The sequence below is a fragment of the Adlercreutzia sp. ZJ141 genome, from assembly GCF_011038965.1.
Classification (GTDB): domain Bacteria; phylum Actinomycetota; class Coriobacteriia; order Coriobacteriales; family Eggerthellaceae; genus ZJ141.
Map to the genome: position 1 here is coordinate 38307 of NZ_JAAKEB010000001.1, position 16382 is coordinate 54688.

12 protein-coding genes and 5 tRNA genes are annotated in these 16382 nt (G+C 53.2%); 10 read left to right on the forward strand and 7 right to left on the reverse strand.

Annotation, left to right across the window (positions count from 1 at the left end; all coding sequences use genetic code 11):
* The first annotated feature begins 97 nt into the window (after positions 1 to 97).
* From G7Y44_RS00170 to G7Y44_RS00190, 5 genes are read left to right on the forward strand one after another with little or no spacing between them, the layout of a single operon-like run.
* Positions 98 to 1045: a hypothetical protein gene (locus G7Y44_RS00170; RefSeq protein ID WP_206214366.1), complete on the forward strand. Its 948-nt coding sequence runs from the start codon at positions 98 to 100 to the stop codon at positions 1043 to 1045.
* A 13-nt stretch (positions 1046 to 1058) separates the two neighbouring features.
* Entirely contained in the window at positions 1059 to 2084 is a 1026-nt protein-coding gene (locus G7Y44_RS00175) for an Eco57I restriction-modification methylase domain-containing protein (RefSeq protein WP_165246601.1), read from the forward strand.
* The gene (locus tag G7Y44_RS00180; protein ID WP_165246603.1) at positions 2084 to 3154 is read left to right on the forward strand and encodes a PDDEXK nuclease domain-containing protein; all 1071 of its coding nucleotides are present in this window, start codon (positions 2084 to 2086) and stop codon (positions 3152 to 3154) included. The genes G7Y44_RS00175 and G7Y44_RS00180 overlap by 1 nt, the downstream gene beginning before the upstream one ends.
* Positions 3151 to 6858, forward strand: coding sequence for a DEAD/DEAH box helicase (locus tag G7Y44_RS00185; RefSeq protein ID WP_165246605.1), 3708 nt, complete (start codon positions 3151 to 3153; stop codon positions 6856 to 6858). The genes G7Y44_RS00180 and G7Y44_RS00185 overlap by 4 nt, the downstream gene beginning before the upstream one ends.
* A gap of 24 nt (positions 6859 to 6882) precedes the next feature.
* Positions 6883 to 8964: a DUF262 domain-containing protein gene (locus G7Y44_RS00190; RefSeq protein WP_165246607.1), complete on the forward strand. Its 2082-nt coding sequence runs from the start codon at positions 6883 to 6885 to the stop codon at positions 8962 to 8964.
* 273 nt (positions 8965 to 9237) lie between these two features.
* On the opposite strand, the gene G7Y44_RS00195 is transcribed toward G7Y44_RS00190, so the two are convergent.
* The gene (locus G7Y44_RS00195) at positions 9238 to 9870 is read right to left on the reverse strand and encodes a GyrI-like domain-containing protein (RefSeq protein ID WP_165246609.1); all 633 of its coding nucleotides are present in this window, start codon (positions 9868 to 9870) and stop codon (positions 9238 to 9240) included.
* 100 nt (positions 9871 to 9970) lie between these two features.
* On the reverse strand, positions 9971 to 11266 hold the full coding sequence (locus G7Y44_RS00200; RefSeq protein ID WP_165246611.1) for an MFS transporter: 1296 nt from the start codon (positions 11264 to 11266) through the stop codon (positions 9971 to 9973).
* A 251-nt stretch (positions 11267 to 11517) separates the two neighbouring features.
* On the opposite strand from G7Y44_RS00200, the gene secG reads away from it, so the two are divergent.
* Both secG and G7Y44_RS00210 read left to right on the forward strand, forming a co-directional pair.
* The gene (gene secG, locus G7Y44_RS00205) at positions 11518 to 11772 is read left to right on the forward strand and encodes a preprotein translocase subunit SecG (RefSeq protein WP_165045158.1); all 255 of its coding nucleotides are present in this window, start codon (positions 11518 to 11520) and stop codon (positions 11770 to 11772) included.
* Positions 11773 to 11898: 126 nt separating this feature from the next.
* Positions 11899 to 11973, forward strand: a tRNA-Val gene (locus tag G7Y44_RS00210).
* A 154-nt stretch (positions 11974 to 12127) separates the two neighbouring features.
* Here the strand turns inward: G7Y44_RS00210 and G7Y44_RS00215 are convergent.
* The gene (locus G7Y44_RS00215) at positions 12128 to 13027 is read right to left on the reverse strand and encodes a cation diffusion facilitator family transporter (RefSeq protein ID WP_371807447.1); all 900 of its coding nucleotides are present in this window, start codon (positions 13025 to 13027) and stop codon (positions 12128 to 12130) included.
* A 111-nt stretch (positions 13028 to 13138) separates the two neighbouring features.
* Positions 13139 to 13227: transfer RNA gene (locus G7Y44_RS00220), tRNA-Leu, on the reverse strand.
* A 129-nt stretch (positions 13228 to 13356) separates the two neighbouring features.
* On the opposite strand from G7Y44_RS00220, the gene G7Y44_RS00225 reads away from it, so the two are divergent.
* The 3 genes from G7Y44_RS00225 (at position 13357) to G7Y44_RS00235 (ending at position 13663) form a co-directional block, all read left to right on the forward strand.
* Positions 13357 to 13432 (forward strand) — tRNA-Gly (locus G7Y44_RS00225).
* Between the two features lie 54 nt (positions 13433 to 13486).
* A tRNA-Cys gene (locus G7Y44_RS00230) sits at positions 13487 to 13560 on the forward strand.
* Positions 13561 to 13587: 27 nt separating this feature from the next.
* A tRNA-Gly gene (locus G7Y44_RS00235) sits at positions 13588 to 13663 on the forward strand.
* Between the two features lie 329 nt (positions 13664 to 13992).
* Here G7Y44_RS00235 and G7Y44_RS00240 read toward each other — a convergent pair.
* The 3 genes from G7Y44_RS00240 to G7Y44_RS00250 all read right to left on the reverse strand — a co-directional run bounded on the left by G7Y44_RS00240 (position 13993) and on the right by G7Y44_RS00250 (position 16335).
* The gene (locus tag G7Y44_RS00240) at positions 13993 to 14142 is read right to left on the reverse strand and encodes a zinc ribbon-containing protein (RefSeq protein ID WP_165045160.1); all 150 of its coding nucleotides are present in this window, start codon (positions 14140 to 14142) and stop codon (positions 13993 to 13995) included.
* A gap of 235 nt (positions 14143 to 14377) precedes the next feature.
* Positions 14378 to 14722 (reverse strand): NifB/NifX family molybdenum-iron cluster-binding protein, encoded by a 345-nt coding sequence (locus G7Y44_RS00245; protein ID WP_165045162.1) that lies wholly within the window; start codon positions 14720 to 14722, stop codon positions 14378 to 14380.
* Positions 14723 to 14877: 155 nt separating this feature from the next.
* Complete coding sequence (locus G7Y44_RS00250) at positions 14878 to 16335, reverse strand: DEAD/DEAH box helicase (protein WP_165246615.1); 1458 nt, start codon at positions 16333 to 16335, stop codon at positions 14878 to 14880.
* Between the last annotated feature and the right edge of the window lie 47 nt (positions 16336 to 16382).

The following is a 16382-nucleotide window of genomic DNA, read 5'->3' on the forward strand; positions in this document are numbered from 1 at the left end:
AACAAAGAAAAAACCTGAATAAAGGTCGCTTTGTGGGACAGCTTGGCGGTCTTCTGTAAGACAATTTCAAGAGCGTGAGCATAAGGTCAAGTGGTACATGGAGCAGATTATGCCTATTGGCAACATAGGGTTCGTTGAAAGCATCGAGATGATGTATCCAACGAGCGTGCTGAAAACCCTCCTGTTCGACCGCACGACCGGTAAGAACATCATATGGGCAGACGATGAATATGAAGCCATAGGTGAGCAGTACTTAGGCCACAACGAGATAACCATCCCCAAGATTAGCGGCACAAATAGCGGAGTGATTAAGCCTCGCATTGCCAAGGCGTTGGAGAAGCAGAGCCAGCGCACCAAGACTCATGCGGAGGTGTTCACACCTGCTTGGTTGGTTAACCAGATGAACGGCTACATGGACGATGACTGGTTTGGTCGCGAAGGCGTTTTCAGTACGTGCGAAGACCGTAGCTGGCAAGTTACCGCAGACAGCATCAGCTTCGACGGCGCGCCAGGCACGTGGAAGGACTTCATTGACCAGCGGCGCCTAGAAATCACCTGCGGCGAAGCGCCATTTATAACCACCCGCTACGACATGCTGACGGGTGATGCCATCGACGTGAAGGACAGAATAGGTTTCTTGGATCGCAAGTTGCGCGTTGTGACGGAGAACGCAACCGACTATGACGAGTGGCTGAAATGGGCATACCGCGCACTTGAGGCAACCTATGGATACGAATACCAAGGTGACAATCTGCTGATAGCCCGCATCAACGTGCTCCAGGCGTTTGCTGAAGCTATGCAACATGAGTGGGACAAACTACCAAGCGAGAAAGAAGCTTTGCGCGCTGCCAAGATAATAAGCTGGAATATATGGCAGATGGATGGGCTAAAAGGTACGGTGCCAAGCGACAAGCCCGTTGGAGATGCGCAGCAGATGAGCATGTTTGACTTCTTGGAAGAAGAAAAAGACAAGCAAGCGCAGTTCTGCATGATCTATGACTGGCGTGCAAAGAAATCCCAAGCGTATGTTTCAATGAAGCACTAAAAGGATGGCTGGTATGAAGAAATTCTTCGGAGTAATCGGAAATCCGCCTTATCAGGAAGAAACTGAAGGCAACGGCCGAGATAACCCTATCTACCCTGACTTTATGGATGAGTCTTATAAGGTCGCCGAACGTGTTGAACTGATTACGCCAGCACGTTGGCTATTTAATGCTGGTCAAACTAAGAAGACTTGGAACCGAAAGATGCTTGAGGATGAGTATTTAGAAGTACTCATGTATGAACCTGACGCTGAGCGTATTTTCCCAACTGCAGAAATCAAGGGAGGCGTTGCGGTTTCGTACCGTAATGAAACGAAACATTGTGAGCCGATTGGGCTGTTTGTGCCATTTGCTGAATTGCGAGATATATTAATAAAGGTACCAGTAATTGAAGGCCAGAGAGTGACGGATGTAATAACCGGTGCTGTGCCGTATAGGTTTTCGAAAGTGCTGAAAAATGATCATCCTGGATACGCTGAGCTAGCTGGTAAGTCATTTGATTTGAGAACAAATGCGTTTGAAAAGCTAGGCGGCAAAATATTCTTCGAATTGAAGCCCGATGATTCAAAAGAATACGTGAAGATATTTGGACTGCTGAACAACAGGCGTGTCTATATGTGGGTGAGAAGAGATTATTTGGAAGTGCCAAGCAATTTTGATAGCTATAAGCTCATGATGCCTAAGGCCAGCGGAAATGGCGACTATGGCGAACCGCTTGCTTCAATGGAAGTAGGGGCTCCTAACACGGGACATACGCAAACGTTTGTCTCCTTCGGCAATTATCAATCGGAGGGGGAAGTGTTAGCGTTAAGAAAGTACTTCTGTACTAAATTCGCTAGAGCATTGTTAGGCGTTTTGAAAGTAACACAAGACATAACTCCAAGGGTCTGGGAGCAGGTGCCTCTTCAAGACTTTACGCCAAACTCCGACATCGACTGGAGTAAGCCTATCACCGAGATCGACCAGCAGCTTTACGCAAAGTATGGCCTTTCCGATGAAGAAATCGAGTTCATCGAAACGCACGTTAAGGAGATGTCGTAATGGAGCCTGAGTATAAGCAAGACGCTTCATTGCTGAACCGAAATGCCCTGGCGCATGTCGAGCTTGACGGGCTCTATTCGCAAGTTCGTGAAATCCTCGAAGCAGCGCGTACTCGAACCTATCATGCTGTCAACTTCGAAATGGTGAAGGCCTACTGGGAAGTTGGCAAAAGCATAGTTGAGGCCCAAGGCGGAGAAGAGCGCTCTGAATACGGACGAGGGCTCGTAAAAGAGCTTTCCGTTCGCCTAACTCGCGATTATGGCAAAGGCTTCGATTCTACGAATCTTTGGCATATGCGCAACTTCTACCTCTCCTTCCCAATTCTCGACGCACTGCGTCCACAATTGAGCTGGACGCATTATCGCCATCTCATAAAAGTCAAGGATGCAGACAAGCGTCTTTGGTACATGAACGAATGCGCTGAAAGCAATTGGTCAACACGCCAGCTTGAGCGTCAGATCAATAGCTTCTATTACGAACGCCTTTTGGCAACGCGAGAGGATAAACGTCCGGAAGTTATCGCGGAGATCTTCGAAAAGGAACCACCGAAGCGCCCGGAAGACATCATCCGCGACCCTTATGTGCTGGAATTCCTTGGCATAAACCAAGATACGCAGTTCCGTGAAAGCGAGCTCGAACAGGCACTCATCGATAATTTGCAGGAATTCCTGTTGGAATTGGGGCGTGGCTTCGCATTTGTTGCCCGCCAAAAGCACATCGATCTCGATGGTGACCATTTCTATATTGACCTCGTGTTCTATAACTACCTATTGAACTGCTTTGTTCTGATTGACCTGAAAGCCGGCAAGCTCACCCATCAAGACATAGGGCAGATGGACACGTATGTTCGCCTGTATAACGAGTTTCAGCGGGGGTCGAATGATAATCCCACGATAGGTATTGTGCTGTGCTCGGAGAAGAACGAGACGGTTGCGCGATATTCCCTGTTGGCAGATGACAAGAACATCTTCGCTTCCAAATACGAAACGACGATTCCGAAGCCCGAAGAGCTCGAGGCGTATATTCAGGAAGAACGTCGTAGGTTTGAAGAAAGGCAGCAGGACGAATGACATATGACGTTTCTGGCTTCATAAAGAGCACCTCGCGGGCAATCCCGCAGATATATGCCTACACCACGCCTGAGATAGCTGCACATGATGGGTGGACGAAGATCGGCTACACTGAACAAGACGTTGATACCCGCATCAAGCAGCAGACCCACACAGCTGACATAGCTTGGCATAAAGAATGGCAAGGCAACGCCATCTACGAGGATGGCACAGGTGACACCTTCACAGATCACGACTTCCACGCCTACCTTCGCAAGCTTGAATACAAGGACAAGCCTGGAACTGAGTGGTTCTGTGTTAGCGGCGAAGAATCTCATAGACGTTTCATCGACTTTCGTATTAAGCGCGGCGAGATACCTCTGCCTGAGGCTGTGCCCTACCAATTGCGTGCCGAGCAAAAGCAGGCTGTTGCAGAAGCGCTCGATTATTCGCGCCTGCATGAGCGCGCCGAGTTTTTGTGGAACGCGAAGCCGAGGTTCGGCAAGACGCTTTCCGCCTACGACCTTTGCAAGCAGATGGGTGCCAGGACGGTGCTGATCGTTACCAACCGGCCTGCTATCGCCAACAGCTGGTATGAGGATTACGTGCGCTTCCTGGGCGCGCAGAGCGGGTACTGCTTCATCAGCGAGGCAGCTTCTCTTGCGAAAAAGCCGCACGTGATGACGCGGCAGGAGTTCATGGCCATGCGCCGCGACAACCGAAGTTCTCCTGACAAATTCATCGCCTTTGTGAGCCTGCAAGACCTCAAAGGCTCAATCTATTTCGGTGGCGACTACGACAAGTACAAGTGGCTGACAGAAATTCACGGCGGCTGGGACGTGCTGATCATCGATGAGGCGCATGAGGGCGTAGACACCTATCTGACGGATGTCGCCTTCGACCATATTGAGCGCAAGTTCACGCTGCACCTTTCGGGAACGCCCTTCAAGGCGCTTGCCAACGACAAGTTCCCGCAGGACGCCATCTACAATTGGACGTATGCCGACGAGCAGAAGGCCAAAGAGATGTGGCCCGATGACGCCGAGCTGCCAAACCCCTATGCGAACCTACCCCGTCTCAACATGTTCACCTACAAGATGAGCGACATCATGGAGGCGAAGGTTGCCGCCGGTGCGAACATCGACGGAGAGACGGTTGAGTACGCCTTCGATTTGAACGAGTTCTTTGCAACTACCGAGGCGGGCAATTTCGTCCACAACGAAGATGTTGACCGCTTCCTGAAGGCTTTGACGACGCAGCTGAAGTTCCCCTTCAGCACACCGGAATTAAGAGGAGAGTTAAAGCACACGCTCTGGATGCTGAACTACGTTGATTCGGCGCGTGCCTTGGCGAAAAAGCTGCGCAAGCATCCCGTATTCGGCGAGTATAAGATCGTGCTTGCTGCGGGAGATGGCAAAATCGACGATGATGATGCGCGTGCTAAGAGCTTCGACAAGGTGCGAGAGGCCATAGCGGCGTATGAGAAGACGATCACGTTGTCTGTAGGGCAGCTGACCACAGGCGTTACGATTCCTGAGTGGACTGCCGTGTTGATGCTCTCCAATATGAAAAGCCCTGCGCTTTACATGCAGGCGGCGTTCCGTGCGCAAAACCCGTGCCTGTTCTGTGAGGGTGGTGCATATTTGCGCAAGGAAAACGCCTACGTGTTCGACTTCGACCCGGCACGCACGCTGACGATCTTCGAGCAATTCGCCAACGACCTGTATTCTGACACGTCCGGCGCGCGCGGTGATTTGGATACGCGCAAGGCTCGCATCATGGAGCTTTTGAACTTCTTTCCTGTCATCGGAGAGGACGAAGACGGGGAGATGGTGGAGCTTGATGCTGCGCAGGTGCTTTCGGTGCCGCGCAAGATACGTAGCCTGGAGGTCGTACGGCGGGGCTTCATGAGCGATTTTCTGTTCCAAAATATATCGAACGTGTTCCGTGCACCTGCGGCTGTGGTTAAGCTCATACAGAACTTCGAGCCCTACAAGGCACCCAACAAAGACTTAGGGATTACGCCAGAAACCGCCGATGAGCTGTCTCTTGACGAGAATGGCGACGTGGACATTCCGCAAGAGGTTGCAATCGGTCTTGCAAGCGATCTGTTTGGAGACAAAGTCTACGGCGAGGTGGAGCAGGAGCTGCATGGCTCTATCGAATACTGGGTTACCAAGATGGAGGACGAGCGCGACACCGACGAGGATAAGCTGATACGCGGGCTTTCCAAGGCGTTCGCGCACGGCGTTGCCGAACCTTTGGTGGAGGCTGCAAAGCAAAGCTATGGAGGCGAGCTTAAGAGCGCCCAGCAGAAGCGCATCGAGCGCAAGATAAAGGCGGATGCCGACATGACGCTCAACCGCGAGGTCGGCGACTACAAGATACAGTGCAACATAATCGAGAAGTCGCGAGCGGATGCTCTTGCCGAGGCCGAGACTGACGAGGCGATGGATGTAATAAACGCCGAGCATGACGAGCGTATGCGCGAGGCCGCAGACAAGCTGCGCAGACAGCTTGAGGCAAGTAGAAGCACGCTGGTGGAGAACGCGGGCGCAACCATTGTGCGCGAGGTGGAGACCGCCAAGAAGGAGTCTGCCAAGCGTGACATAGAGACGGGTATTCGCGACCATCTGCGCGGGTTTTCACGAACGATACCGAGTTTCCTTATGGCCTACGGCGATGAGGGTACCACGCTTGCGAACTTCGACACTATCATCCCGCCTGATGTGTTCAAAGAGGTTACGTCTATCACGGTGGACGAATTCCGTTTTCTGCGCGATGGTGGACCTTATGAGGAAGACGGCGAGACTAAGCACTTCGACGGCAATTTGTTCGACCCTGTGGTCTTCGATGATTCCGTGCAGGAGTTCATTGCGCTGCGTACGCGCCTGGCGAACTACTTCGACCCCGCGCTTACGGAAGACATCTTCGACTACGTGCCGCCGCAGAAGACCAACCAGATATACACGCCCAAGCGCGTGGTGAAGCAGATGGTTGACTTGTTCGAGCAGGAAAACCCAGGCTGTTTTGATGACCCCACGTATACCTTCGCTGACCTGTATATGAAATCGGGGCTCTACATTACCGAGATTGTCACGCGGCTGTACAACTCCGAGAAGATGCGCGAGCTTATCCCTGACGATGACGAGCGGCTTGGGCATATTCTTGCTAAGCAGGTGTTTGGCATTGCGCCAACCGAGATCATCTATCAGATTGCGACGCACTTCATCTTGGGATATAACGGCGAGCACGGGCGGTTGAATGACTGCAATTTCGTGTGTGCTGATTCGGTTGCCATGGCCAAGGAGGGCAAGCTTGCGGAGTTCGTTGAGAAGACGTTTGGCGGGAAGCTTAAGAGAGATAGCGCCGAGAACCCGAGCTGGCGCGATTCTGTAAAACCCACGAAGCCTGAAAACCAGCTCGACGGGACTAATACTGTAGTTGTCAAGAGCACGCCGCAAAAAGAGCCTTTAACAACTGATAACACTGAAGGCGATTGGATCCTTGTCGAGATCAAACGCGCTGGCTTGGAATATGCCGACAAGCGCGATAGCGGCGGCAACCTCTGGGTCATTGGCGACAAATCTATTCAGGCGAGTATGCATGCCTTGGAGAAACGCGGTGCGAAATTCACCTACAAGGCAAGCGGCGGCAAGGCAACTAAGAAACGCCCAGCATGGTTCATACCCGCATCTGCGGCTGAACGGGCACTGAACAAGTAGGGACTACAACAAGGGTGGCTACGTATGGACGGTCATAAGCAGTATTTGACAGATCTAATTGAGGGAAAGCTCACGCGTTTTGTGATACCTGTATACCAGCGCAACTACGATTGGAAGCCTGAGCAATGTGGCAGGCTTTTCGACGATCTGGTAGAAGTTTCGAAAGCGGGGCGGCAGGAACATTTCTTTGGGAGCATCGTTTCGCAGACGCCACGTGGGGAGCGTGTGGTCATTGATGGCCAGCAGCGAATAACGACCGTTTTTCTGCTACTAGCTGCCATCAGAACGCAGGTAAAAGCTGGTATTGCGACCTCCCAAGATGATGATCTGGCTGACGATATTGACGATTACTACCTCATTGACAAGAAACACAAGCAGGACCAGAAGTTGCGACTGAAGCTTGTAAAGAACGACAGCGAAGCATTTAAGGCTATTCTTGACGAAAAGCCCGACGATTACATTCAGGGATCGAACGTTACGCAGAACTTCCTGTACTTTCTCGGACGAATAGCCCACATGGACATCAGTGTTGACGAGCTCTACGAAGCCATCAAGTCACTTTGCATTATCGATATCACGCTTGACCCACCGGATGACGCACAGCTAATCTTCGAAAGCCTCAACTCGACCGGCCTAGACCTCTCTGAAGCCGATAAGATACGCAATTTCGTGCTCATGAACCTCGACCAGGAGCGGCAAGAGACCTACTACGAGGATTACTGGAATGCTGTAGAGAAGAACACCGACTACAAGGTGAGCGACTACATCCGCTTCTTCCTTGCAGCGCGTGAGGCAAAGACGCCTGCGATCAAGAAAGTTTACCCGGCGTTTCGCACGTATGCTCACAAATACTTCAGCGATCCCGACAGCAGGGCGCTCGATATAGATACCGAAGCGCTGTTAGAACAGTTGCTCGCGTACTCAAAGCACTACCGGGCATGCATACGCTACGATACCGGAGTGAAAGAGATTGATACCGTATTGAGGGCGATTCATGACTTTGATGCGAGCGTCACGCAGCCTTATCTGCTCAACCTTCTTGAGTATCGCGCACAAGGAGAGATTGACGACGAATCCGTTGCTGAAGTTCTATGGACGCTGGATACCTATCTTTTCAGGAGGTGGGCAACCGGCCTTCCAGCGAATGCCTTGAACAAGGTATTTGAGACCTTGCACGGCGATACGCTTAGAGGTGTCGCGGGCGGAGCCGAATATGCCGAGGTAGTCAAATACGTTCTCACCCATAAAGGTGGCCAGAGCAGGCTTCCCGACGATGGTGAATTTCTTTACGCGCTTAACACACGCGACTTCTATCGCATCCAGAACCGCAAGTTCTATCTATATGACAGGCTGGAAAACGGAACGAGCGACGAACGAGTTGAAGTGGTCGCTGGTCTTAAAGAGGGTACTTTCTCAGTCGAACACGTTATGCCCCAGACTCTCAATGCGGAATGGAAGAAGGCGCTGGGCGATGACTGGGAGCGAGTGCATGATGAATGGTGCCATAAGATGGCAAACCTCACCCTTACGGCATACAACTCCGATTACAGTAACCGGCCTTTTCAGCAGAAGCGTGACATGAAGGATGGCTTCAAAGCAAGCGGCTTTCGCATGAACCAGTGGATCGCTCAGCAAGATACCTGGGGCGAGCTACAGATGAAAAAACGAGAGGAAATGCTCGAAAAGCAATTTCTCTCAACATGGCCCTTTCCTAAAACGGATTATGAGCCGAAGCTTGTTCTGCCCGAGATGGCCGAGCTTAGCTCTGGCACAGAATTCACCGGTAGGAGAATCGCGGCATTCAGCTTTATGGGTGTGCGTTACGTAGCGTCGCAATGGAACGATATGGAAGCGAAGGTTCTCCAGCTGCTTCATGAGCTTGAGCCCGCCAAGATACATTCACTGGTTGATGGCGCAAACTATCCGGCAAGTGCATTCCGGAGCACGGAGGCTCCCGGGTATTCAAAGATTGCCACCGGGGTTTACGCCCGTACTTCTTCTAGCACAGCTGTAAAAATCGACTTGCTGAAATCGGTGTTTGAGTATTGCGGGATCGATGCGGAAGAACTCTTATTCGAAATGCCGATTGAGTCCGACAATGTGTGATTTTGGGTAGACGGCACCCGACGCGGAAATGCGATGGGTGCCTCATGCTAGCCAAAACGGCTCCCTTGGGCTTACGTCCGAAACGACCCCAACGGATGACTCAAATAATATCAGGCAATTATGGAGAATTGACTGGCAGCGTAAGACGCCTTCGAACTCCCAACCTCCTATACTGCGAACTGTTCCGGACGTAGCTTCCCGTTCTTATTGCCCTATCCAAGAGGAAGATGACCTTCATATCAGTGCTTGTGCTAGCCTGGATGTCTTGTGTGGCTAAGCCCTTTTGATCGGGATGCGAATGACCGTCTTGCAATTCTCTGGCTTGACGCGTCTCGGATCAGAGAGATATATCTCGTGATGATGCCTTGACTGAGTGAAGTCGGGAACGAAGCCAGCCTCGATCACGAATGCATCCAGCTTATCGATGGTCTCCGGTTCGCTGTCATAGGAGCCGACATGCATGATTTGGGCGCATTGTCCTTCGTCGACAACAAGATATTCAGCATCGGAAAGATTCATACCTTTCTTAGCTTCTGCCTCCGCTACTGCCCACTGGAAAACAATGGGAGTGACGAATTCCGGTAATCTGATGCATGAGATCCAGTTGAAAGTATCCTTTTTTGTGAAATCGGGCTTGCCCTTGTTTTCCATCCACCAGAAACCTTCCAGAGGAGGTACGACATAGTCGAAGTATCCATCTATACGATATTCGCCCATCTTCGACATCTTTATGGTGTACGAAATTGCATATAGTTTCTGTATAGACTGCTTGTAAGCACCATCTTCTGTGTTGGGATTGCCCTTTCCCCTGATGGCAACATAGTTCATCGATGGAACCTCTATGAGTTCAGGCTTTTTCTTGGGCAGGTAGAGTTCTTTGAACTCCTTTTTATAGTCAAAAGGCATGAGAGCCACCTTTCAAGATTGTTTTGGATAATGATAAAGCTTTCGGCCTATACGCGCGTGTTATTCAGTCTTTTCCTTCAGGGTGACCGCGTATGTTTCCCTATGGCGTCTGCTCAACGGCAGGATGACCGGGAAAAACAGCATCAAGTTCCCGCACGCTCTTGGAAAGGCCAAGCGTAACGGCCAGCAGAAGAATGAAGATGCCATCGATTTGGAAGAAAAGCGGTGTGCCTGTGACTTCGGCGATGAGGCCTCCGAGTGCCGTGCCTGTGGGAATAGCCAGCCCGTTCATGGCCGTAAAGAGTCCCATCACGCGGCCGAGCTTCTCATCGGGGATGTTCTTTTGCAGAAGCGTCATGAGGGGCGCGTTGAACCACGCGCAAGCGACGGCCAGCACGCCGATGCACGCCACGAATGCCCAATAGCCGCCCTCGGGAATGAGGCCCGCTATCGCTGCGCCCGATCCGACCACGACCGCAGCTGCGACAATGATGCGTGCGAGCTTTTTGCGTGGATTCACGGTCATGAGCACCACCGAGCCGACGAGCAGACCCACACCCATGACTGCGGCGACGAGCGACGCCGCAAATCCGTCCCCTCCGAAATGTTCGTGCACTATGAGGGGCATCAGCGAATCGATTGGCCCGTACGCAAGCATGCCGAGCGACACGCCGATGGTCAGCACAAGCAAGCCGCGCTGGCCCGCCAGGGCGGACGCGCCTTCCTTGAGGCTTGCCCACGCTCCCGCTTGCCCATGCGCACCGTGCTCACGCGGAATCACCGCGAGCAGCATCGTGACGCCGGCGGCTGCGGCACCGAAGCCCCCAAGGAGAAGCACGTATTGAAGGCCGAAACTCGTGTACAGCAGGATGCCGAGCGCCGGACCCGCGATCATCGAGATGCTGCCGAGCAGCGTGTCCATGCTGTTGATGCGCACGAGATGACGTTCGGGCACGAGCAGGGGCATGGTCGCGTTGTAAGCCGGTGTGCGAAATCCCGATACGAAACCGAACGCAGCGCAGTACAGCGCGACCGCGGCGAAACTTGGGCCAGAGATGAAGGTCCAGGCAGCTAACGCCAAACTGGTCAGCGCCATGAGTGTGTCGCAGACTACGATGATAACCTTGCGATTGAGCTTGTCGGCCACGACGCCCCCGAATGGGGAGAGCAGTCCCATGGGCAGAAATGCCAGTACGTAGAGGAACGCGAGACTCAAAGGAGAGCCCGTCGTTTCGGTCGCGTACCAGATGCCAGCATAGCTGGCGGCGTTACCCGCGAACATCGAGACGGCGTATCCGCTCCAGATGAGCACGATGCGTCCGAGCCAATCGGCGGGCAGCGCGTGCCCGCCAGCCGTGAGATTCGCTGTTTGCGCAGTTTGTTTCGAAGACTCCATGGGAGTGCTTTTCGATTTATCTCCGTTCATGTTGCCAATCCAATCCACAACCTGATACAGTTGTCAGACCAAAAAGTGACCGTTCGGTCACTATGCATGAAAACGACGGTACGTAGGCAATTAAGGTGCAACCAACACCGAATGGGTTGGGTTTAGGCCAGGGAACAAGTTTTCTGTTGTCAGCAATGCTGCGTTTCGGTATACTTTACAACTTGCATGCTTGAGTTCTTGAATGAAAGAAGAGATACACTGTGAATCCGCTTCTCATAATTACGCTTATCCTGCTTGTTGTGTCCGGCATCGGCCTGATTGTGTTCATTCTGCTGCACTCGGGGAAGGGCACAGGCATTTCGGACATGATTGCCAGCTCCATTTACTCGACGCAGTCGGGCACGAGCATTGTTGAGAAGAATCTCGACCGCATCACCATTGTCTTTGCGGTTATCTTCCTGCTTTCTCTTATCGTGCTTATGGTTATCTATCCTCAGGGAACGATAGCGCGGTAGTTGAGTTTTTCGGTGCTTCGTTGAACCCATTGAAGCGGTTGAAATTGTTTCAATTTTTTGTTGACTCGTCAGCGTATTCTGATAAACTACTTTCTTGCTGAAACGGAAACGGGTCAGCAAGCCAATGGGCGGTTAGCTCAGGGGGAGAGCACTACCTTGACACGGTAGGGGTCACAAGTTCAAATCTTGTATCGCCCACCATTGGAACATCAGGCCATCGATACTTCGGTTCGGTGGCCTTTTTCTGTGCGCCTTCACGTTGTTAAGTTGTTATGTACCCGTCACGCATCTTTCGCTACACGGCTGCACTCTTAGAAAGTGTAGGTTAAGCGTCGCTTTGTGTGTGCTAATTCCGCTAATCGATATGGCCGTCGTCGGGCTCGATGTGCACGAGAACTTCGGTTACGTGTGGGAAGCATCGCTTTACTTCTGTTTCAACCCGCTCGCTTAAGTCATGCGCCGCGACTACGGTCATCTGCGGATCAACCAACACATGCAGATCGGCGTATACTTCACCTTCCGTTCCGCGCGTGCGAATGTGGTGAGTGTCGCGCACGCCCGCAATGCTCATCACGCAGGTGCGCACGTCGTCTTCAGGAATGCGTGAATGGTCGGAAAGTGTGACCAGAGCATGTTTAAGCACGTCGTAGCCTGTCGCCAGGATAGCCACCGTTACCACCAGCGCCATGATGGGGTCTGCCATGGGAAATCCCAGCTTCACGAGCACGAGTCCCACGATAACTCCAATGGATACCAGTGCGTCTGAGAGCGTGTGACTTGCATCGGCTACGAGTATTTCGCTTCCCAAGCGCTTGCCTGCCCGGCGCTCGTACAGCGTCACACCTAGATTCACAGCCAATGTGCCAACCATCACAGCAAACGATACAGGTGTGACATCAACAGCGTAAGAACCTGTAAGCAGCTTAGTAACGGCGCTGCTTCCAACCTTGAATGCAGCTAAGAGTAGGAGCGCGCCAATGGCTAAGCTCGCGTATGTTTCGAACTTCGCGTGGCCGTAGGGGTGTCCTTCGTCGGCTGGGCGCGACGCAACCGCAATGCCGACAATTCCGACGACGTTTCCCAGCGAATCAAATACCGAATGGATGCCGTCGGCTTGCATGGACGCCGAGCCAATAAGCGTGCCGCAAACGTATTTCGCCGCCGCCACCGCCAAGTTTAGAAACAATACTGCCCATAACACGTGGCGGATGGAGCGCATGCGGGCGGATACTGGTTGTTTCGCGATCATCGCCATGGGCACACTCCTTCGCAATGCGGGTACCGTGCGAAAACTTCAATGCTCGCACGAACGGCTTTTCCGTGCTAAGAAAAAACGCGAACCCAAAGGGTTCGCGCATCTTGTTTCTGGTGTCGGAGGCGGGATTTGAACCCGCACACCCGAGATATGGGCACTAGCACCTCAAGCTAGCGTGTCTGCCGTTCCACCACTCCGACATGCTGCCTTAACGCAACGGATGGTATTCTACCCGAACTCATTGGTCTTGTGAAGGACTTTTTTCGGGAAAAAGTTGAAAATGGGTCTTGCCCCCGCAGTGTATATCGAGTAACATACTTTCTCGCGATGCGGACATGGCTCAGCTGGTAGAGCACCACCTTGCCAAGGTGGGGGTCGCGGGTTCGAACCCCGTTGTCCGCTCCATTGATCTTGAGGGCCGACCACTTCGGTGGCCGGCCTTTTAGTGAACGTTGACAAGGCGACGTGGCCAAGTGGTAAGGCAGAGGCCTGCAAAGCCTTCATCCCCGGTTCGAATCCGGGCGTCGCCTCCATTTTCGGATGGTTTGATAATTCAATATGCGGACATGGCTCAGCTGGTAGAGCACCACCTTGCCAAGGTGGGGGTCGCGGGTTCGAACCCCGTTGTCCGCTCCACGTTAACCATGCGGCCTTGGGAAATTCCCGAGGCCGTTTTGCTTTCTGGTAGGCCAAAGGGGTTCGAACCCATTAGGGTGGAATGCCGTTAAGAAAACATGCAAAAGCATGTTTTTAGGCATTCGCCCGAGCAATCTGTGATTGCGCGGGAATGAGCGCTCGCAAAGCGAGCGCGGGAACCCCGTTGTCCGCTCCACGTTAACCATGCGGCCTTGGGAAACTCCCGAGGCCGTTTTGCTTTCTGCCTTAACCATGCGAAGGACCCCAGCCAATGCTTTGACGGGGGTCCTTCGATGTGGGCTTATGTCCGCTTCCATTGTGCGGTTGTCTTACTTGTCCTCAAGCTTCTCGAATGCGTGGTGCCCGCAGTTTGGGCATGCGGGGAGCTTCTCGTTGTCGCTGGTAAGGCGAACGATGTAGCCGCAGTGCAAGCATTGATAGCGTCCAATTCCTGGTGTGTCTCCGGTGCGGTATTCCATGATGTCTCCAATCTCTCGAATGGCTTTTCTTCTGTACTTCAAAGGGTACTCTGTGTATGTGGAGTGCTGGCAGCGTCGCAGAAACGAAACGGTTCCCGCTTGGCAACGGTATGAGCGGTGTAGGGGGGGGTGCCAACGCAATTACTCAAGTACTGCGTGTCGTTCGATGGGGAATCTTACACCGGCAACAACAAGAGACTTCCCGCCTGAACAGCGACGTTACTTCGACGTCGTTTTAAGCGGGTACTTCTTCATCATCGAACAGGTCTTCGGGGCAACTAAGTAAGCCACGTAGGTAGGCCTCCATGGCTGCACTAGAAAGCTGAGTGGATGTGCGGCACGTATCAATACCACGCGAAGCGAGACATGCCGTTGCTGCAGTATCAAACGAGTGGGCGATGGCTACACGCACGTCGAGCTGTTGCAGGGCATCGGCAAGCTTATCGAGGGGAAGGTGAGGGTTCGGCAGGTTCTGACATTCGGTCGTTCTGCCGTTTACAATGGTGTAGAAGGTGATGCTCGCGCTGCCCTCGAGTGAGGTCGACACGTTGAGTCCATCGCTTGCGACGGCAATGCGCATGGCATCCCTTTCCCCTCATGGAAACCGTATGCTGCTACTATAGGCGCGTCTGTGAGCTCATGCGCTGAACTTTCGCCAGCTGGATGATTTTTCACGTGAAGGGCTGTGCTGCGCACTGCTCGCAGCGATACAACGGGCGGGTGAGGGTGAGTCGTTTAGCGTGCACCTTCGCGTTTTCGAGCGATGGCTGCTCGATGCGCACGGCCGGGCCGGAAATCCTGTTTCGGTGTATGGCGTGCAGGTTTCGCTTGCTGGGTTGTCTTTGCCGCCCGATTCGGCTTGGACGTTTGCTTTGGTCGGGAAGTTGCGCTTGGTTTCGCCGCGTGCTTTGACTGAGGGTGTGCGGTGTTATTTGAGTTGCGTGCGCTGCGCGTTTTCTCTTTCTTACGGCGTCGGGCGGCGAGCTCCTTTTTCGCCTGCTGGATTTCGGGGTCGCGCCGCGCATCGATGCGTGCTGCTTTCGCTGCTACCTCGTTTGTCGCATCCTGCATGTTGAACTGCGTAAGCTCCATTTCCGGAATGGACGTTTTCAGCAACTTCTCGATGTCTTTTAGCAGCGAGGTGGTATCAGGGCTCACGAACGACACTGCGAAGCCTTCGGCACCGGCGCGTCCCGTTCGGCCGATGCGGTGGATGTAGTCTTCGGCTTGCATGGGTAAATCATAATTCACCACGTAATTCACGTTGTCCACGTCGATACCGCGTGCCAGCACATCGGTTGCCACAATGACATCGGTGCGTCCGGCAGCGAAGTTGTCAAGCGCGCGCTTACGCTGACTCTGGGTACGGTCGGAATGGATGGCTTCAGCCGACACGCCAGCGCGCTTCAGACGGCGACACGTAGCGTCGGTACGGCCGCGTGTGCGACAGAACACCATGACGCGCTTTGATCCGCGCTCGGCTAGCAGGCCTTTTAAAAGTGCCGGCTTCACCGCTTGCTGCACGTGGATGACGTACTGGTCAATGCGGTCGGCCACCTCTCCAATGTGTGCGATTTCTACCATGGCAGGGTTGTGCAGCAGTTTGCCGGCGGTGCCCATGATGGTGCGGTCGATGGTGGCGGAGAACAACATCGTTTGGCGCGTTTTTGGGGTTGCTGCGACGATTTTGCGCATAGAAGGCCAAAACCCCATGTCAAGCATGCGATCTGCTTCGTCGAGCACGAGTACAGCTACGTCGTCAAGGCGCACAGCTTGTTGGTCCATCAGATCGATCAGACGCCCTGGTGTGGCGATGAGCACGTCGGTGCCGCGCTTGAGCGCTTCTTTTTGTGGATTATAGGATACGCCGCCAACTACGGTGAGCACGCGATGGTGGGTGTGCTGGGCGATTGTCTGGCATGTCTTGCCGATTTGCTGCGCAAGTTCTCGCGTGGGGGTGACAACAAGCATGAGCGGTCCTTGTCTCTTTTTCGCGTGGGGAAGGGTGCTCATCGTCGGCAGTGAGAATGCGGCGGTTTTGCCCGTACCGGTTTTTGCTGCAGCGATAATATCGCGACCGGCGAGCACCAAGGGGATGGCCTGTTCTTGTACGGGGGTGGGATGTTCGTAGCCGAAATCGGCGCACGATGCCAAAGCAGCGGACGACAGTCCGAGCGCTTCAAATGCGTTCATGGGGTGGATCCTTTCGTGTAGCGAACCGTGCCAGCTCAGGCGCTTGT

Excerpts from the sequence above, each read along its gene's own strand:
- G7Y44_RS00195 (WP_165246609.1), bottom strand. The coding sequence starts at position 9,870 with ATGCCTTTTGACTATAAAAAGGAGTTCAAAGAACTCTACCTGCCCAAG.
- G7Y44_RS00200 (WP_165246611.1), bottom strand. The coding sequence starts at position 11,266 with ATGGAGTCTTCGAAACAAACTGCGCAAACAGCGAATCTCACGGCTGGC.
- G7Y44_RS00170 (WP_206214366.1), top strand. The coding sequence starts at position 98 with ATGGAGCAGATTATGCCTATTGGCAACATAGGGTTCGTTGAAAGCATC.
- G7Y44_RS00240 (WP_165045160.1), bottom strand. The coding sequence starts at position 14,142 with ATGGAATACCGCACCGGAGACACACCAGGAATTGGACGCTATCAATGC.
- G7Y44_RS00175 (WP_165246601.1), top strand. The coding sequence starts at position 1,059 with ATGAAGAAATTCTTCGGAGTAATCGGAAATCCGCCTTATCAGGAAGAA.
- G7Y44_RS00245 (WP_165045162.1), bottom strand. The coding sequence starts at position 14,722 with ATGCGCATTGCCGTCGCAAGCGATGGACTCAACGTGTCGACCTCACTC.
- G7Y44_RS00180 (WP_165246603.1), top strand. The coding sequence starts at position 2,084 with ATGGAGCCTGAGTATAAGCAAGACGCTTCATTGCTGAACCGAAATGCC.
- G7Y44_RS00215 (WP_371807447.1), bottom strand. The coding sequence starts at position 13,027 with ATGGCGATGATCGCGAAACAACCAGTATCCGCCCGCATGCGCTCCATC.
- G7Y44_RS00250 (WP_165246615.1), bottom strand. The coding sequence starts at position 16,335 with ATGAACGCATTTGAAGCGCTCGGACTGTCGTCCGCTGCTTTGGCATCG.
- G7Y44_RS00185 (WP_165246605.1), top strand. The coding sequence starts at position 3,151 with ATGACATATGACGTTTCTGGCTTCATAAAGAGCACCTCGCGGGCAATC.
- G7Y44_RS00190 (WP_165246607.1), top strand. The coding sequence starts at position 6,883 with ATGGACGGTCATAAGCAGTATTTGACAGATCTAATTGAGGGAAAGCTC.